Origin of the sequence: Castellaniella caeni NBRC 101664 (assembly GCF_001592225.1) — a bacterium.
Lineage (GTDB): Bacteria > Pseudomonadota > Gammaproteobacteria > Burkholderiales > Burkholderiaceae_B > Castellaniella > Castellaniella caeni.
On sequence record NZ_BCWN01000013.1, the window covers coordinates 26,279 to 43,440 of the forward strand.

Annotated in this window: 19 protein-coding genes and 1 riboswitch; of the genes, 10 read left to right on the top strand and 9 right to left on the bottom strand. The window is 67.5% G+C overall.

The features are described from left to right. Positions 1-10: 10 nt before the first annotated feature. Positions 11-133, bottom strand: a complete 123-nt coding sequence (locus CCA01S_RS16220) for a hypothetical protein (RefSeq protein WP_258005642.1) — start codon at positions 131-133, stop codon at positions 11-13. A 39-nt stretch (positions 134-172) separates the two neighbouring features. Between CCA01S_RS16220 and CCA01S_RS09395 the strand changes: the two genes are divergently transcribed. Together CCA01S_RS09395 and CCA01S_RS09400 are read left to right on the top strand one after the other, a co-directional pair. Further along, the gene (locus CCA01S_RS09395) at positions 173-583 is read left to right on the top strand and encodes a DUF2946 family protein (protein WP_066457415.1); all 411 of its coding nucleotides are present in this window, start codon (positions 173-175) and stop codon (positions 581-583) included. 86 nt (positions 584-669) lie between these two features. Further along, complete coding sequence (locus CCA01S_RS09400) at positions 670-2,688, top strand: TonB-dependent copper receptor (protein ID WP_066457417.1); 2,019 nt, start codon at positions 670-672, stop codon at positions 2,686-2,688. A gap of 100 nt (positions 2,689-2,788) precedes the next feature. Here CCA01S_RS09400 and metF read toward each other — a convergent pair whose 3' ends face one another. The 4 genes from metF to metK form a co-directional block, all read right to left on the bottom strand. Continuing rightward, the gene (gene metF / locus CCA01S_RS09405) at positions 2,789-3,631 is read right to left on the bottom strand and encodes a methylenetetrahydrofolate reductase [NAD(P)H] (protein ID WP_066457420.1); all 843 of its coding nucleotides are present in this window, start codon (positions 3,629-3,631) and stop codon (positions 2,789-2,791) included. Next, positions 3,628-3,966 carry a phage holin family protein gene (locus CCA01S_RS09410; RefSeq protein ID WP_066457423.1) on the bottom strand — a complete coding sequence of 113 codons (339 nt, stop codon included), beginning with the start codon at positions 3,964-3,966 and terminating at the stop codon, positions 3,628-3,630. The genes metF and CCA01S_RS09410 overlap by 4 nt, the downstream gene beginning before the upstream one ends. An 85-nt stretch (positions 3,967-4,051) precedes the next feature. After that, entirely contained in the window at positions 4,052-5,458 is a 1,407-nt protein-coding gene (ahcY, locus tag CCA01S_RS09415; protein WP_066457426.1) for an adenosylhomocysteinase, read from the bottom strand. Between the two features lie 64 nt (positions 5,459-5,522). Next, positions 5,523-5,613: riboswitch (S-adenosyl-L-homocysteine riboswitch) on the bottom strand. Positions 5,614-5,686: 73 nt separating this feature from the next. Continuing rightward, positions 5,687-6,850 carry a methionine adenosyltransferase gene (gene metK, locus CCA01S_RS09420; RefSeq protein ID WP_066457428.1) on the bottom strand — a complete coding sequence of 388 codons (1,164 nt, stop codon included), beginning with the start codon at positions 6,848-6,850 and terminating at the stop codon, positions 5,687-5,689. Between the two features lie 226 nt (positions 6,851-7,076). Here metK and CCA01S_RS09425 point away from each other — a divergent pair, with 226 nt between their 5' ends. The 5 genes from CCA01S_RS09425 to xerC all read left to right on the top strand — a co-directional run bounded on the left by CCA01S_RS09425 (position 7,077) and on the right by xerC (position 11,743). Next, positions 7,077-8,018: a lysophospholipid acyltransferase family protein gene (locus CCA01S_RS09425; protein ID WP_084386651.1), complete on the top strand. Its 942-nt coding sequence runs from the start codon at positions 7,077-7,079 to the stop codon at positions 8,016-8,018. 23 nt (positions 8,019-8,041) lie between these two features. Continuing rightward, complete coding sequence (locus CCA01S_RS09430) at positions 8,042-8,932, top strand: lysophospholipid acyltransferase family protein (protein WP_066457579.1); 891 nt, start codon at positions 8,042-8,044, stop codon at positions 8,930-8,932. Between the two features lie 119 nt (positions 8,933-9,051). Beyond that, positions 9,052-9,933 (top strand): diaminopimelate epimerase, encoded by an 882-nt coding sequence (gene dapF / locus CCA01S_RS09435; protein ID WP_066457430.1) that lies wholly within the window; start codon positions 9,052-9,054, stop codon positions 9,931-9,933. 90 nt (positions 9,934-10,023) lie between these two features. Next, positions 10,024-10,710 carry a DUF484 family protein gene (locus CCA01S_RS09440; protein ID WP_066457438.1) on the top strand — a complete coding sequence of 229 codons (687 nt, stop codon included), beginning with the start codon at positions 10,024-10,026 and terminating at the stop codon, positions 10,708-10,710. After that, positions 10,700-11,743, top strand: coding sequence for a tyrosine recombinase XerC (gene xerC / locus CCA01S_RS09445; protein ID WP_084386652.1), 1,044 nt, complete (start codon positions 10,700-10,702; stop codon positions 11,741-11,743). Before CCA01S_RS09440 ends, xerC begins: the two co-directional genes overlap by 11 nt. 111 nt (positions 11,744-11,854) lie before the next feature. On the opposite strand, the gene CCA01S_RS09450 is transcribed toward xerC, so the two are convergent. The 4 genes from CCA01S_RS09450 to CCA01S_RS15655 form a co-directional block, all read right to left on the bottom strand. Next, positions 11,855-12,745 carry a metal ABC transporter solute-binding protein, Zn/Mn family gene (locus tag CCA01S_RS09450; protein WP_066457583.1) on the bottom strand — a complete coding sequence of 297 codons (891 nt, stop codon included), beginning with the start codon at positions 12,743-12,745 and terminating at the stop codon, positions 11,855-11,857. Positions 12,746-12,941: 196 nt separating this feature from the next. Beyond that, complete coding sequence (locus CCA01S_RS09455) at positions 12,942-13,838, bottom strand: metal ABC transporter permease (RefSeq protein WP_066457441.1); 897 nt, start codon at positions 13,836-13,838, stop codon at positions 12,942-12,944. Further along, complete coding sequence (locus tag CCA01S_RS09460; protein WP_373278640.1) at positions 13,838-14,566, bottom strand: metal ABC transporter ATP-binding protein; 729 nt, start codon at positions 14,564-14,566, stop codon at positions 13,838-13,840. The genes CCA01S_RS09455 and CCA01S_RS09460 overlap by 1 nt, the downstream gene beginning before the upstream one ends. Before the next feature lie 62 nt (positions 14,567-14,628). After that, positions 14,629-14,772, bottom strand: a complete 144-nt coding sequence (locus tag CCA01S_RS15655; protein WP_157076527.1) for a hypothetical protein — start codon at positions 14,770-14,772, stop codon at positions 14,629-14,631. 49 nt (positions 14,773-14,821) lie between these two features. Here CCA01S_RS15655 and CCA01S_RS09465 point away from each other — a divergent pair, with 49 nt between their 5' ends. The 3 genes from CCA01S_RS09465 (at position 14,822) to dksA (ending at position 17,162) form a co-directional block, all read left to right on the top strand. Beyond that, entirely contained in the window at positions 14,822-15,304 is a 483-nt protein-coding gene (locus tag CCA01S_RS09465; RefSeq protein WP_066457444.1) for a Fur family transcriptional regulator, read from the top strand. Between the two features lie 229 nt (positions 15,305-15,533). Then, the gene (locus CCA01S_RS09470; protein ID WP_066457447.1) at positions 15,534-16,643 is read left to right on the top strand and encodes a CobW family GTP-binding protein; all 1,110 of its coding nucleotides are present in this window, start codon (positions 15,534-15,536) and stop codon (positions 16,641-16,643) included. 78 nt (positions 16,644-16,721) lie between these two features. Next, on the top strand, positions 16,722-17,162 hold the full coding sequence (gene dksA / locus CCA01S_RS09475; RefSeq protein ID WP_066457450.1) for an RNA polymerase-binding protein DksA: 441 nt from the start codon (positions 16,722-16,724) through the stop codon (positions 17,160-17,162).

Consider the following 17,162-nt stretch of genomic DNA (forward strand, 5'->3'; position numbering starts at 1 on the left):
GCCACAGGCCCTACGCGCCGAGAACGAAGCTGCGCCACGGCATGATCGCCGATGCCACGATCATCGCAGCGCCAGGCTTGGCGAAAAACAGCGCGGCAGGCGGTTCGTCCCTGGCGCTTTGCTTGACGGTCATCAAAGAGCCGACACGCCAGGCCCGATAGAATGCCTGCCTATGCAACACACCGGCAAGCGTACTCGCGGGCGTTCCTGCATCCACTGGCTGCTGATCCTGGGGCTCTGGCTTCAGATCGTCGGGCCGGTGTTCGCCCGTCCTTTGCCGCTGAATGCCCTGCAAGGACTGCAAATCGTTGCCTGCACACCAGCAGGCATGGTCACGATCGACCTGGCCGACACAGACCAGGATTCAAAGGCGTCCGGCAAGCCCCAGACACACCAGACAGGCCACTGCCTGCTGTGCGCCACACATCCCCTGCCCCCCTCCACCGTGGTCGCCGACGCCGTCGCGCCGGTTGCCCGCCAGGCCCAGCCCGCGCCAGGGTTCGACGAAACTCCCTGCGATGCCCGGATCACTGGAACCTGGGAATGGCCACCCTCCCGCTGCCCACCCACAGACTGCTGCTGAATCCCTGTTTTTACTCCTGAGATGGCCTGCTCCCCGTGCACGGCAATCTCAGGCTGTGCCCAGCATTTCTGTGATTGGATATTTTGATGAAAAAGGAAACCCCATGGGTGGCCGGGATACCGTTCGCCCTGACGTTGTGCGGCCTGCCACATCCCGGCACCGCCCAGCCCCTGCAAACCCTGTCCCCCGTCGTGGTCACGGCACCGACACTGGATGAGCCGCTGGTGGTGCGCACCGACCCCAAGGCCCCGCGCCAGCCCCTGCCCGCGCACGATGGCGCTGATTTTCTCAAGAGCATTCCCGGATTTTCCGTGATCCGCAAGGGTGGCACGGACGGCGACCCGGTACTGCGCGGATTCTCCGGCTCGCGCCTGGGCATTCTGCTGGACGGCCAGGAAATCTATGGCGGTTGCGGTGGGCGCATGGATCCGCCCACCGCCTATGTCTACCCCGAATCGTACGACCGCGTCACCGTGCTCAAGGGGCCGCAATCGGTACGCTACGGCGCGGGTCAGTCGGCTGGCGTCGTCTTGTTCGAACGCGACACCCCGCGCATGACGCACTTTGGCTGGAAGGCCAACGGCAGCCTGACCCTGGGCCGCTTCGGGCGCAACGACCAGATGGCCGATGTGCAGGTGGGCGGGCCGCAGGGCTACGTGCGGGCGGGTGGCACCCGGGCCCAGGCCAACGACTATCACGATGGTGACGGCAATCGGGTGCACTCTGAATACCTGCGCTGGAGCAGCCACGCCGCCATCGGCCTGACGCCGGACGATCACACGCGCATCGAGCTTTCGGCCGCGCTCAGCGACGGACGCGCCGCCTACGCCGACCGAGGCATGGACGGCGCCAAGTTCCGCCGCGAGAACGTTTCGTTATTGTTCGAGCGCAAGCGCCTGAGCGGTCTGGTCGAGGCCGTGGACGCCCGCCTGTACTACAACTACGTTGACCACGTCATGGACAACTACACCTTGCGCACGCCGGGCAAAATGTACATGGCCAGCAACCCCGACCGCCGCACGTCTGGCGGGCGCTTCAGCGCCACCCTGCGGCCCGTCGATGCCTGGAAGCTGGTACTGGGCGGCGACACCCGCCAGGACGTGCATCGCCTGCGCAGCGGCAAAGGGACGAGCGCCAGCGCCGCCACGGACGGCTATCGGGACGCCGCCTGGGTCGAAGATGCACGCTTCGAGCAATACGGCCTGTTTGCCGAAAGCACCTGGGATCTGAGCGATACCCGCCGCCTCATCAGCGGCGCGCGGCTCGACTGGCACACGGCCCGCGACAAGCGCCCGGCAAGCGCCTCGGCCACCGCCGGGCAATCAGACAAGCGCTCCTTGCCCAGCGGCTTCGCGCGCTATGAGCAAGACTACGGGGCCGACGCAACCTGGTACGCCGGTCTGGGCCATGCCGAGCGCTTTCCCGATTATTGGGAGCGCATGAAAGGCAGCCCGGCCGGCGGGAACAGCGCCTTCTTGTCCACCCGTCCCGAGAAGACCACGCAACTGGATGCGGGCACCCGCTGGCGACATGACACCGTCAGCCTGTCGGCCTCGGCTTTCTATGGACAGATCGACGACTACATCCTGATCAACTGGGATCGGGGCATCACGCGCAACGTGGATGCGACCGTGATGGGTGGCGAGCTGGAAGGTACGTGGCAGTTCACGCCTGCCTGGCAGGCCGTCTCCAGCCTGGCCTACGTCTACGGTCGCAATCGCAGCGACCACAAGCCGCTGGCGCAGCAGCCGCCGCTGGAAGTGCGCCTGGGACTGAACTACGCCCAGGGGCCGTATTCCGCAGGCATGCTGTGGCGCCTGGTGGCCGCACAGCACCGCTACGACCTGGGCTCGGGCGGCATCGTCGCCAACGGCAAGGACATCGGGCCGACCGGCGGCTTCGGCGTGCTGTCACTCAATGCCGGCTGGCGGCCCAACAAGACGGTGCTGCTGACGGCGGGCGTCGACAACGTGCTCAACAAGACCTACGCCGAGCACCTGTCCAAATCGGGGGCCGATATCCCCGGCAATGTCTCGTTTGCCAACACGCGCATCAACGAGCCGGGGCGGGTGTTCTGGCTGAAGGTACAGGTCGCGCTCGACTGAGCCGCGGCCAAAGCCTGGTGTGCCGTTCAAACAGCATACTGGCCACCCCCTTGGGGCGCCCGACCCGAACAGCGCACCAGGGGGTGCCGGCCAGGGGCGCTCAGGCGCCCAAACCCAGGTTCTCGCAGACTTGCACCACGGCGTCCGCGTGATTGAGGGTATAGAAGTGCACCCCGGGCGCGCCCTGTTCGAGCAGCCGGGCCGTCAGGCGCGTGACGACATCCACCCCGTAGGCCCGGATGGACGCCTTGTCGTCGCCGAAATCTTGCAGGCGCAGACGCATCCAGCGGGGGATTTCAGCCCCGCACATGGACGAGAAGCGCGCCAGCTGCGTGTAGTTGGTGACCGGCATGATGCCCGGCGTGATGGGGATGTCCACCCCCTTGGCGCGAGCGCGATCCACGAAATCGAAATAGGCGTCGGGATTGAAGAAATACTGTGTGATGGCGCCATCGGCCCCGGCACGCACTTTGTTGACGAAGCGCTGCAGGTCTTGCGCGGCGTTTTCCGCCTGCGGATGCATCTCGGGGTACGCCGCCACCTCGATGTGGAAGGTGTCGCCATAGTGTTCGCGCACAAAGCGCACCAGCTCGCTGGCGTAGTGCAGGTCGCCCGTGTCGCCGCCCATGCCCGAGGGCATATCGCCGCGCAAGGCCACCAGACGACGCACGCCGCGGGCCACGTAATCGTCGAGGATGGCGCGCAGGTCGTCACGCGTGGCCCCCATGCACGACAGGTGCGGCGCCACGTCGGTGCCCAGATTGCGCAACATCTGCACGGTATCGACCGTGCCCGAACGGGTAGAGCCGCCCGCGCCGAAGGTGACGCTGACGTAGGCGGGGTTGAGCGCCGCCAGCCGCTTGGCCGAACGCACCAGGCGCTCTTGCGCGGCTATGTCGCGCGGCGGGAAATATTCCAGACTGAGAAGAGACTGCGAACTCATGAGAGCAATAATCCTGAAAGGGCCGTGGACACGATGCTGTAGACGATGGCGCCGATCACCGCCCACCAGAAGCCATCCACCTGAAAGCCCTTGAGAATCGAGCCCGCAAACCAGAAGACCAGGGCGTTGAGCACCAGCAGAAACAAGCCCAGCGTCACGACCGTGAGCGGCAAGGTCAGGAGCACCAGCAGCGGCTTGACGATGGCATTGAGCAGGCCCAGCACCAGCGCGGCGATGAGCGCCGAACCAAACGAGGCCACCGTGATGCCCGGCAGCAGATAAGCCACCACCAGCAAGGCCACGGCATTCAGAATCCAGACGAGCAGCAACATGATGGAGCTCCTTGTGACGAGAAAGCGGGCCTGTCAGCCCGGGCCGACGAACCGGGAGCGGGACAGCCCGCCCCCGGCTCGACGCGGATCAATATCGGTAATGACCGGGCTTGAACGGCCCGGTGACCGGCACACCGATGTAGTCTGCCTGTTTTTGCGACAGGGTGCTGAGCTTCACGCCCAGTTTTTTCAGGTGCAGGCGGGCCACTTTTTCATCCAGGTGCTTGGGCAGCACATAGACCTGGCCGGTGGTGTAGTGTTCGCCGCGGGTGAAGAGTTCGATCTGCGCGATGGTCTGGTTGGTAAACGACGCCGACATCACAAAGGACGGGTGGCCGGTGGCGCAGCCCAGGTTCACCAGGCGCCCCTTGGCCAGCAGGATGACGCGCTTGCCGTCGGGGAAGATGATGTGATCCACCTGCGGCTTGATCTCTTCCCAGGGCAGGTCTTCGACCGACGCGACGTTGATCTCGCTGTCGAAGTGGCCGATATTGCAGACGATGGCCTGGTCTTTCATGCGATACAGGTGGTCGCGGTCGATGACGTGGTAGTTGCCCGTGGCGGTGACGAAGATGTCGGCGGCCTCGACCACGCCCGCGTCGTTGAGATCGACCACCCGGAAGCCTTCCATCGAGGCCTGCAGGGCGCAGATGGGATCGACTTCGGTGACCCACACCTGGGCGCGCAAGGCGGCCAGGGCCTGGGCGCAGCCCTTGCCCACGTCACCAAAGCCGCAGACGATGGCGATCTTGCCCGCCACCATGACGTCGGTGGCGCGCTTGATGCCGTCCACCAGGGATTCGCGGCAGCCGTAGAGGTTGTCGAACTTGGATTTGGTGACCGAGTCGTTGACGTTGATGGCGGGGATTTTCAGTTCGCCGCGCTGCGACATCTGGTAGAGACGGTGCACGCCCGTGGTGGTTTCTTCGGTGACGCCCTGGATTTTCGCCAGGCGGCTGGAATACCAGGTGGCGTCTTGTGCCAGCTTGGCCTTGATGGCGGCAAAGAGCACGCGCTCTTCTTCGTTTTCGGGCTTGGCGATGACAGAGGCATCTTGTTCGGCGCGCGCGCCCAGGTGCAGCAGCAGCGTAGCGTCGCCGCCGTCGTCGAGAATCATGTTGGCCTGCTCGCCGGGCCAGTCGAAGATGCGGTGGGTGTATTGCCAGTAGTCTTCGAGCGATTCGCCCTTGACGGCAAACACCGGCGTGCCGCCCGCGGCGATGGCCGCCGCGGCGTGATCCTGCGTGGAAAAGATGTTGCACGACGCCCAGCGCACCTCGGCCCCCAGGGCCTTGAGGGTTTCGATCAGCACCCCGGTTTGAATGGTCATGTGCAGGCTGCCGGCAATGCGCGCGCCCTTGAGGGGCTGCGAAGCAGCAAATTCTTCGCGCGTGGCCATGAGGCCCGGCATTTCGGTTTCGGCGATGGTGAGTTCGCGGCGGCCCCAGTCGGCCAGGGCGATGTCGGCAATGACGTAATCGTGTGCAGTGCTCATAAGTATCCTAGAGCCTGCGCAAAACAAGGGGATCGGCATGCCGCCCACCCCTGCCCGCGCAGGGCAACGATGGGCGCCGTTCGAAAAGAAGGTTCCTGAGCCTGGCGACCCGTCACGCCGATGGTGACCGGGCCGGTGCAGCGCCCCTCAGGAAAGGAGGGTCATTATACCGAATGCGGCCTGCCGCGCCCGCCCACGGCAATACGCGGCAGGCGGGCGCGGGATCGATCAGGCGGCTGCCTTGAGCACCTGCACCTTGTCGGTGGCTTCCCAGCTGAATTCGGGTTCGCTGCGGCCAAAGTGGCCGTAGGCCGCCGACTTGCTGTAGATGGGGCGCAGCAGGTCGAGCATTTCGATGATGCCGCGCGGGCGCAGGTCGAAGTGTTCGCGCACCAGGCGGGCGATCTGCTCGTCGGGGATCACGCCCGTGCCTTCGGTGTACACCGTGATGTTGATGGGTTCAGCCACGCCGATGGCATAGCTGACCTGCACCTGGCACTGGCGCGCCAGGCCCGCAGCCACGATGTTCTTGGCCACGTAGCGGGCGGCGTAGGCCGCCGAGCGGTCGACCTTGGAGGGGTCTTTGCCCGAGAAGGCGCCGCCGCCATGCGGGCAGGCGCCGCCGTAGGTATCGACGATGATCTTGCGCCCGGTCAGGCCGCAGTCGCCCTGCGGGCCGCCCACCACGAACTTGCCCGTGGGGTTGACGAGGAACTTGGTGTTGCTGGTGAGCAGGCCGTCGGCAAACACCGGGCGGATGATGTGCTCGATGGCGGCATCGCGGATTTCGGCCTGGGAGATGTCGGGGTGGTGCTGGGTGGACAGCACCACGGTATCGACCTCGGCGGGCTTGCCGCCCACGTAGCGGAAGGTGACCTGCGACTTGGCGTCCGGGCGCAGCCAGGGCAGGCGGCCGTCTTTGCGCAATTCGGCCTGGCGCTGCACGATGCGGTGCGCGTACCAGATGGGCGCGGGCATGAGGTCGGGGGTTTCGTCGCAGGCGTAGCCGAACATCAGGCCCTGGTCGCCCGCGCCCTGGTTGAGCAGTTCTTCGGGCGTGCGATCGACGCCCTGGGCGATGTCGGGCGACTGCTTGTCGTAGGCCACCAGCACCGCGCAGCCTTTGTAGTCGATGCCGTATTCGGTATTGTCGTAGCCGATGCGGCGGATGGTGTCGCGCGCCACCTGGATGTAATCGACGTTGGCGCGCGAGGTGATCTCGCCCGCCAGCACGACCAGCCCGGTGTTGCACAGGGTTTCGGCGGCCACGCGCGAATTGGGGTCTTGTTCGAGCAGCGCGTCGAGGATGGCGTCGGAGATCTGGTCGGCGACCTTGTCGGGATGGCCTTCAGAGACGGACTCTGAGGTGAAGAGAAAATCGTTGTTTGCCACAGCGATACGTCCTTTAAAACACCGGACCGACCGGTGCGAGGTTGAACGAAACGCGTTGCACCTCTGGGATGAATCGGGGCGCGACGCTTTAGCGGATAAGACGCGCTGTCGCCAGCGCGAGATCGCTCCGCAAGTTGTCGGTTAACTCAGCGATCGCAGGCATTTTAAGCGAAAATACCCCACTCCCGCAGAAATCGCTGCGCTCAACAGGGTCATCGTCCCCCTCATGCTGTTGTTTCTCGTCCGCTCTCTGGCTGCGCTGCCGCTGTCCTGGCTGCAGGGTTTCGGGCGCCTCGTCGGTCTGCTCGTCTACGCTTTCCCGGGGCGCTATCGCCGCCGCCTGCGGGCCAACGCCTGCCGCGCGGGCTACACGAGCCCCGCCTTCCACCGCCGGACCGCCGCCGAATCGGGCGCCATGATCCTCGAAATCCCCAAGGTCTGGTGGCGCACCCGGCAGTGCCTGGCCATCACCCGCAGCGAGCAGGAAGCCGTCGTACAGACGGCCCTGGCCGAGGGGCGCGGCGTGCTGTATCTCACGCCGCACCTGGGCTGCTTCGAGATGACGGCGCGCCACCTCACGCAGCACGGGCCGCTCACGGTGATGTTCCGCCCCTCGCGCAGCCGCCACCTCGACCCCATCGTCGAATCGGCGCGCGACATGCACAATCTGCGCGCCGTGCCCGCCAACCGCCACGGGGTGCGCGAATTCGTGCGCGCGCTCAAGCGCGGCGAGGCCGTAGGCATGCTGCCCGATCAGGTGCCGCGCGAAGGCGACGGCCTGTGGCTGCCGTTTTTCGGCGACTACGCCCTCACCATGACGCTGGCCGCCCGGCTGGCGCTGCAGACCGGCGTGGCCGTGATCCTCACGGCGGGCGAGCGCCTGCCCCACGGGCGCGGCTGGCGCATCCACTACCTGCGCCTGCCCGAACCCCTGCCCGCCACCCCCGAGGCCCTGGCGCTGGCCATCAACCAGGCCATGGAGACCCTCATCCGGCGCTTTCCCGCGCAATATCTCTGGAGCTACAACCGCTACAAGCGGCCCGACGACGCGCCGCCCTACCCCGATGCGCCGCCAGTGCAGCCGGACGACTCCGCCGCCGTGCCGCCCCCGCCGCGGACGAACGCGCCAGCCCCCGTCCGCCCGGACATCCCGCCTGCGGCGGACTGATTCACTTCTACAATGCCGTGATCATGGCTATCGACAAGAAACCGCTGCTGCGCGCCGTCCTGGGCTATTTTGGCCGCTGCCCCACCGCCACCCGCTTGCGCTGGGGGCGGGTACTGGGTCGGCTCGTGCCGCGCCTGCTGAAATCGCGCGCCCACATCGTGCGCGTGAATCTCGCGCACTGCTTCCCCGAACTGCGCCACGACCAGCGCGAGGCCTTGCTGCGGCGGCACTTCCAGCTGCTCGCCCAATCGTTCATCGATCGCGGGCTGTGCTGGTTTGGCGCGCCCGAGCGCATCCTGGCCACGGTCGAGCTGCACGGTGAACACCATCTGCAACGGCTGCTGGACGACGGGCGGCGCGTCCTCATGTTCGCGCCCCACTTCATCGCGCTGGACGCCGCCGCCACCCGCCTGACGCTGTTCCTGAAAGAGTCCGCCACGCTCTACACAAAGCAGAGCGACGCCGACGTGGACGAGATCGTGCGCCTGGGGCGCGGGCGCTTCAACCAGGTGCACCTGGTCAGCCGCCACGACGGGGTGCGCGGGCTCATCCGCCAGCTGCGCAAAGGCATTCCGGTGTACTACCTGCCCGACATGGATTTTGGCCGCCAGGGCAGCGCCTTCATCCCCTTTTTCGGCGTGCCCGCCGCCACGCTGCTGTCGGCGGCGCACATTGCCGCCGCCTGGGACGCCGCCGTCGTGCCCATCATCAGCCGCCTGAACCCCGAAACCGGGCAGTATCAGGTGCACGTCGGCGCGCCCGTCGAAAATTTCCCGGGGGGCGACACGCCCGAGGCGGCCACCGCCCGGCTCAACGCCCTCATCGAAGCCGAAGTGCGCCCCGATCCGGCGCAATACTATTGGGTGCACCGGCGCTTCAAGACCCGTCCGGAAGGCGAGCCGGGTTTTTACTGAACCACGAACCACATGGCCCTGCTGACGCCCCTGGTGCGGCGGCTGGCCCCGCCAGCCAGCCGTCCGGACACGCCAGCGCACCGCACCGCCACAGCCCGTTTTTACAGGATAATGCTTCGATGATCTGGAACTTCACCAAGATGCACGGCGCAGGCAACGATTTCGTCATGCTCGACGGCGTGCGGCAATCGATACAGCTCACGCCCGAGCGCGCCCGCGCCCTCGCCGACCGCCACTTCGGCGTCGGCGCCGACCAGATCCTGTTGGTCGAAGACCCGCTCGACCCCAGCGCCGATTTCCGCTACCGCATCTTCAACGCCGACGGCGGCGAGGTCGAACACTGCGGCAACGGCGCACGCTGCTTCGTGCGCTTCGTGCACGAGCAGGGTCTGTCGCGGCGCAACCCGCTGCGCGCCGAAATCGCCACCGGGCTGATCGTGCTCACCGCCGCCGAAAACGGCGAAGTGGCCGTCGATATGGGCCACACCTGGTTCACTCCCGAACGCCTGGCCTTCGACCCGCGCGGCCTGCCCACCCGCGCCAGCGGCGGCGACACGCAATACGGCTTGGACGTGGCCGATGCCGCAGCCCCCGTCTGGTGCTCGCTGGTGGCAATCTCCAACCCGCACGCCGTCATGCAGGTGGACGACGTCGAGGCCTACCCGGTGGCCCGCATCGGGCCGCTCGTCGAAAGCCATCCGCGCTTCGCCCAGCGGGTCAATGCAGGCTTCATGCAGGTGCTCGGGCGCCACCACATCCGCCTGCGCGTCTACGAACGCGGCGCGGGCGAAACGCTGGCCTGCGGCACGGGCGCCTGCGCCGCCGCCGTGGCGGGCATCCGCCGCGGCCTGCTCGACAGCCCCGTGCAAGTGGATACCCACGGCGGCACCTTGCACATAGAATGGACGGGTGAGACCCTGCGCATGCGCGGGCCCACCACCACGGTCTTCCAAGGGCAGATCGACATCGACGCGCTCGTGGCGACCCAGGCGGGCCGCTAGCGCCGGGCCGCCGCACGACGGCGCATGCCGCGCGCCGCGTGACTGCCCACCTGGCAGCTTCATCCGCCCCTATTCCTTCGACAAAGACACATGGACACTCAGACCACCGCTCTCACCGCCCAGGACGTGGCCAGCTTTCTGGGCCAGAATCCGCAGTTCTTCGAAGAACACGCCGAGCTTTTCGCCACGCTGAGCGTGCCCCACCCCTACCAGGGGCGCGCCATCTCGCTGGGCGAACGCCAGATCATGACGCTGCGGGGCCGTGTCAAAGAACACGAACAACGCCTCATGCAGCTGTTGCACCAGGCGGGCGGCAACGAACGCATCAGCCAGCACCTCATGCAGTGGTGCGCCCGCATGCTGGCCGAGACCGACGCCCGCAAGCTGCCGACTCACATCCGCGACAGCCTCAGCGAACAATTCCAGCTCAGCGACATCGCCCTGCGCCTCTGGGGCCTGTCCCAGCTCGAAGAAGGCGAATTCACCCAAGGCGCCACGGCCGCCATCCGGCACTACGCCGACACCCTTGCCCAACCCTACTGCGGGCCGCTCAAAGACCACGAGGCCGCCAGCTGGCTGGCCGCGCCGCCCACCTCGCTGGCCATCCTGCCGCTGCGCCCGCTCGCGGGCGGCGGCACCATCGGCCTGCTGGTGCTGGGGTCGGACGACGCCCAGCGCTTCACTGCCGACATGGGCACCACCTTTCTCGAACAGATCGCCGCGCTGGCGGGCGCGGCACTGGGACGGCTGAACGCCAACACCCCGGATGCCGCCTGAGTCCAGAACCCACCCCCAGCCCAGCGCCGGCGATACCGCCCAGACCGTGCCCGGTGCCTCATCGAGCGCCCCGCTGGCGGCAGACCAGCAGCGCATCGAGGCCTGGCTGACCGAGCTGGGCGCCCAGCAGCGCTATTCGCCGCACACGGTGGCCGCCTACCGGCGTGACCTGTACACCCTGCAGCGGTGCCACCCCGGACTGGCGCTCGACGCGCTCACCGAAGCCCACATCCGCCAGGCCCTGGGACGCCTGCACGCCCAGGGACGGCAGCCGCGCGGCCTGGCGCGCACGCTGTCGGCCTGGCGCAGCTACTTCGAATGGCGCGCGCCCCAGGCAGGCCTGAGCAGCAATCCGGCGCACGGGGTGCGCGCGCCAAAAATCCCGCGCAGCCTGCCCAAGGCGCTGTCCGTGGATCAGGCGCAGGCCCTGCTCGACCGCCCGCGTCTGCCTCCGCCGCAGACACCCGTCGAAAAACGCGACATGGCGATGTTCGAGGTGCTGTATTCCAGCGGGCTGCGGCTCGCCGAACTGGTGGGGCTCGACTGGCGGCCCCTGCGCGAAGACGGCTACGCCTCGCACAGCTGGGTCGATCTGGACGAGCGCGAGGCCACCGTGCGCGGCAAGGGCGGCAAGACTCGCGCCGTGCCGCTGGGCCAGCACGCTGTGGCGGCCTTGCAGGCCTGGCTCGCCGTGCGCGGCGAACTGCTGCCCGCCGCTGCCGACGCGAACACCCGGGCGGCCCTGTTTCTGGGGGCCCGGGGGCGGCGCATCAGCCCACGCGTCGTCCAGCTGCAGCTGCAGGCCCTGGGGCAGCAGGCCGGGCTGCCGCTGCACGTGCACCCGCACAGCCTGCGCCACAGCTTTGCCAGCCACCTGCTGCAATCGGCCCAGGATCTGCGCGCGGTGCAAGAGCTGCTGGGCCACGCCAACATCGCCACCACGCAGATCTACACCCGGCTGGATTTCCAGCACCTGGCCGCCAGCTACGACCAGGCGCACCCGCGCGCCAAGCGACGCACGAAAGATGAGTAATGCGTCGCATCAGTGACGCCCGCCGCGCCAACGCCGCCCCGCACGACCTCCGCGCATCCGCGCCAGGCTAGCCAGTGGACGGCCAGACCATCGAATCGGCAAGCGCCCGCGCTACTGCTCGCCCGCAAAACCCTTCAACAGCTGCTGAGCGTTCCAGCGGAACATGCCCAGGTAGGTCGAGGCTTCCTGGCCCGCCGGGGCCAGGGTGTCGGCGTACAGCGTGCCGCCCATGGTGACCCCGGCCTCGCGCGCAACCTGCTGCAAGGCCCGCGAATTGCCGCCGTGTTCGAGGAACAGGGCGCGTACGTGCTGCGCGCGCACCTGCTTGAGCAGATTGGCCATGGCGCGCGCCGAGGGCTCGGCCTCGCTGGAGACCCCTACGAGCGACAGGATGCGGATGCCGTAGGCCGCCCCCAGATAGCCGAACGCGTCGTGCGAGGTGGCCAGCACGCGCTGGTCTTCGGGCACGTCGGCCAGCGCCTGGCGCCACCGGGTGTCTTCCTGGCGCAGCTTGTGCACGTAGGCATCGGCCCGGGCAAAATAGGCCGACTCGTGCGCCGGATCGGCCTGCGCCAGCCCCTGGGCAATGTTCTGCACGTACTGCACGCCATTGGCAAGGTTCTGCCAGGCATGCGGATCGACCGAGCCTGGCGCGGCATCGCCGCTTTCGCCCGCCGCCACGGTGCGCGGCGTGACGCCGTGCGACGCGACGACCTCACGCCCCTTGAAGCCCGAGGCCTCGATCAGGCGCGGCATCCATGACTCAAAGCCCAGGCCATTGAGCACCAGCACCCGGGCGGCCCCCAGGGTGCGGACATCCCGCGGGCCCGGTTCAAACGAATGCGCCTCGCGCAAGGGGCCCACCAGCACGTCCAGGCGGATGTCGTCGCCACCGACCTCGCGCACCATGTCGCCCACGATGGAAAACGAAGCCACCACGCGCAGCCGCTGGTCGGCGGCAGGCGCGGTCGCGGCGGTTGCGGCGGTTGCGGCAGTCGCCATGCCTGCTTGCGCCGCCCCCTCGGCCGACACCTGGGCCCGCGCCGCCGCCAGCCCGAGCATCATCAGCCCCACGGCCAGCAGCACGCTCCGCGCGGCATGCCAAATCGGCATCACCCCACGCGCCCGCGCCCGGATGAGCCCCCGTGAAGCGACCGGGAGCAGCGCCCCACGGTTCCATACATCGACCATCATGTGTTCACTCTCCCATGGATTCCAGCAAGCGGGCGCGCCGCGCGCGCGCCTGGCGCACGGTCTGCAGCAGGCCGCCGTGCGGCCCCAGCCCCACCGAGGCAAAGTGCGCCACCCCGGCGGCCAGGATGATGGCGGGCGAGGCCGCCACATCCGCGTAATACGACACCAGCAGGCCGACATACGAGGCCAGCGCCCCCAGCACGGCGGCCAGCACCATTTGCGCCCCCACCGCGCGTACCCAGAAGCGCGCCGCCGTAGCGGGCAGCATCATGATGCCCACCACCATGAGCGTGCCCAGCACCTGGAAGCCCGCCACCAGATTGAGCACCAGCAGCAGCAGAAACCCCATGTGCGCCCAGGCGCCGATGCGCCCCTCGGTGCGCAGGAACAGCGGGTCGAGACATTCGGTGACCAGCACGCGAAACAGGCCCGCCAGCGCCAGCAACGTGACGCTGCTGACCAGCGTCACCAGCAGCAGGGCGCCTTCGCTCAGGCCCAGCACGGTGCCGAACAGCACGTGGATCAAATCCAGGTTGGTGCCCTTCAGAGACACCAGCAAGACCCCCAGCCCCAGGGACACCAGGTAAAAGGCGGCAAAGCTGGCGTCCTCGCGCAAGGGGGTGAGGCGCGAGATCACCCCGGCCAGCAGGGCCACCAGCACGCCGGTGACGAGCCCGCCCAGCGTCATGGCCGTCATGGACAGGCCCGCCGTGAGAAACCCCACCGCCACCCCCGGCAAGATGGCGTGCGCCATGGCGTCGCCGATGAGGCTCAGGCGCCGCAGCACCAGAAACACCCCCAGCGGCCCGGCGGCGAAGGCCAGCGCCCAGGAACCTGCCAGCGCGCGGCGCATGAAGGCGTAATCGATGAAAGGCTGAACCAGCACGCTCCAGAGCGTCATCAGACCGCCCCCCCGGCGCACAGGTGGCGCGCCAGATGCAGGTTGGCGGCGCTGAGCACGCGCTCGGTGGGGCCCCAATCGACCACCTGCCCGCCCAGCAGCAGGGCCTGGGGAAAGTGGCCGCGCACCATGTCCAGGTCGTGCAGCACGGCAATGATGGTGCGCCCCTGCGCGTGCCACTGGTGCAGCAGCGCGAGCAGGTCTTCGGTGGTGGCGCGATCGACGGCGGCAAAGGGCTCGTCGAGCAGGATCACCTGCGCATCACGCAGCATGAGGCGCGCAAAGAGGGCGCGCTGCAGCTGACCACCCGACAGGGTATCGACCGGCTGATGGCCGAAGCCCGCCAGGCCCACCGCCAGCAAGGCCGCCTCGACGGCCTCGCGGTCGGCGGCCCCCATGCCACGCCAGGCGCCCAGGCGGTGCCAGGCCCCCAGCGCCACGAGATCGAAGGTGCTGATGGGAAAGCTGAGATCGAGTTCCGCCGACTGCGGCAGGCAGGCCAGGCTGTGCGCCAGACCCGGTTCGATGCGGATGCGGCCCCGGGCCGGGCTCAGGCGCCCGGTGAGCGCCTTGATGAGGGTGGATTTGCCCGCCCCGTTGGGGCCCACCAGCGCCGTCAGGGTGCCCTGGGGAAACACGCCGCAGGCATCGCGCACGGCGATGCGGTCGTGCCAGCCCAGCCACACCTGCTGCAGCTCGATAGCGGGCGACAGGGCCGCCGCCGGCAGCGCGGACCCGCCCGGCGCGGCCACGCCATGCACCGAACAGCCGACCAGGCTTTCGTGTGCGCTCACCACCATTGCAGCGCCCATCCGGTGAGCGCCCACAGCAGCAGCACGGCCCAGGCCACCCGCCGCATGCGCTGGGCGGCCGACAGCAGCAGGGACGAGCCCCGGTAGTGATCCGGGCGGGAAAAGGGAAAGAGTCGCGGCATGGACGGCAAGATCGAACAGGGAATTGCGTTATGTTATAACATAACAACCATGAACACGACGTCTCACGCACATTCCGAGGCCGCCGTCACCCGGCGCCTGCAGACGGCCGAACAGCTCTGCAAGCAGCGCGGCACGCGGCTGACGCCCTTGCGGCGCCTGGTGCTGGAAACCCTGCTGCGCCAGCCGGGCAGCATGAAAGCCTACGATCTGCTCGACGCCCTGCGCCAGGCCCAGCCGGGGGCGGCCCCGCCCACGGTCTACCGCGCACTCGACTTCCTCACCGAGCAAGGCCTCATCCACCGGCTCGATGCCGTCAACGCCTGGAGCGCCTGCACCGACGCGGCGGGCCACCCGCACGATCTGCTGATCGTCTGCATCCGCTGCGGCACGGTGGCCGAACTCAGCGACCCGGCGCTCAGCCAGCGCCTGGCCGACTGCGTGTCTCAGGCGGGCTTCGTGCTCGACGGCCACGAAACCGAGCTTCGCGCCGTCTGCGCGCGCTGCCAGGCGGCCCCGCCGGGCGCCCCGTAAGGCGCGGGCCAACGCGCGCCACAAGGCGCTACGCGGCACGAACCACAGCACGCCAACCCGCGCGCACGCCGCCGGACGAAGTACCGGTGTTTGCCCTAAACCCCCGCCTATGATGTAATCGCATGCTGATCGCTCAAGCCGCTTGACAAGAGACCGCAAAGCAGAATGCATATTCTGTGCCGCGAGTTCCGCCAGAACAGGCGGCAGCGTATCGCTCTCGAGACTCGCCATGAACACTGCTGCACCGACCACCGACACCATGATCCCCGTCACCGTCCTCACCGGCTTTCTGGGGGCGGGCAAAACCACTTTGCTGCGGCGCATCCTCACCGAGTTCCATGGCCAGCGCATTGCCGTCATCGAAAATGAATTCGGCGAAGAAAACATCGACAACGACGTGCTGGTGCAAGACAGCGACGAGCAGATCGTCGAGCTGAGCAACGGCTGCGTCTGCTGCACCGTGCGCGGCGACCTCATCCGCACGCTCAACGATCTGGCCAGCCGCCGCAAGGCCGGCGCCATCCACTTCGACCGCGTCATCATTGAAACCACCGGCATGGCCAACCCCGGGCCGGTGTGCCAGACGTTTTTCATGGACGACGACATCGCCGAAGCCTACCGGCTCGACGCCGTCATCACCGTGGTCGATGCCAAGCACGGCATGGCCACGCTCGACCGCCAGGAAGAAGCGCAGCGCCAGGTGGGCTTTGCCGACCGCATCCTCATCTCCAAGAAAGACCTGGTCAACGAGGCCGACTACGAAGCGCTGCGCGCGCGTCTGGTACGCATCAACCCGCGCGCCTCGATCACCCCGGCGCACTTCGGCGAAACCGACCTGCACACGCTGCTGGACGTCAGCGGCTTCGATCTGGACGCCATTCTCGACATCGACCCCGAATTCCTGGCCGAAGAAGAGGCGCACGCCCACGATCACCACGATCACAGCCATGATCACGATCACGACCATGCGCACGACGACGAGGACGGCTACCACGAGTGCGGTCCCAGCTGCGGCCACGACCACCATCACGCGCACCACAGCGACGAGATCGGCGCCTTCGTGTTTCGCTCGAACAAGGCCTTCGACCCCGAACGGCTCGAAGACTTCCTGGGCGGCATCGTCCAGGTGTATGGCCCCGACCTGCTGCGCTACAAGGGCATTCTCTACATCAAGGGCATCAACCGCCGCATGGTGTTCCAGGGCGTGCACATGATGATGGGCGCCGAGCCCGGCACCCCCTGGAAAGCCAGTGAAAAACCGAATACCCGACTGGTCTTCATCGGCCGTAAACTGCCCCAAGACATCTTTACCCAGGGGCTCGAACAATGCCTGGCCTGACCGCCCACCCCACGCTGCCCCGCTGTACTTTCGGGATGCGGACGACAGGCCCCGGCACATAATAAGGAAGGACACAACATGGCTACCAAATCCAGCTCAAAATCCCCGGTCAAGATTCCGACTGAGCAAGAACTGTTGGCAATGCCAGAACAGGACTACATGAACGACGCCCAACTGGCGTTCTTCCGCGACCGCCTGCACCAGCTCGAGCACGAAATTCTCACCAACGCCGGGGCCACCACCGAAAACCTGCGCGAAACGCAATACGTGCCCGACCCGGCCGACCGCGCCACCATCGAAGAAGAGCACGCCCTCGAACTGCGCACGCGCGACCGCGAGCGCAAGCTGCTCAAGAAGGTGCAGCAGTCCATCGCCCGCATCGACAGCGGCGAATACGGCTGGTGCGAAGAAACCGGCGAACCCATCGGCATCCCACGCCTGCTGGCTCGCCCCACCGCCACCCTGTCGCTCGAAGCGCAAGAACGCCGCGAAATGCGCCAGAAGCTCTACGGCGACTGA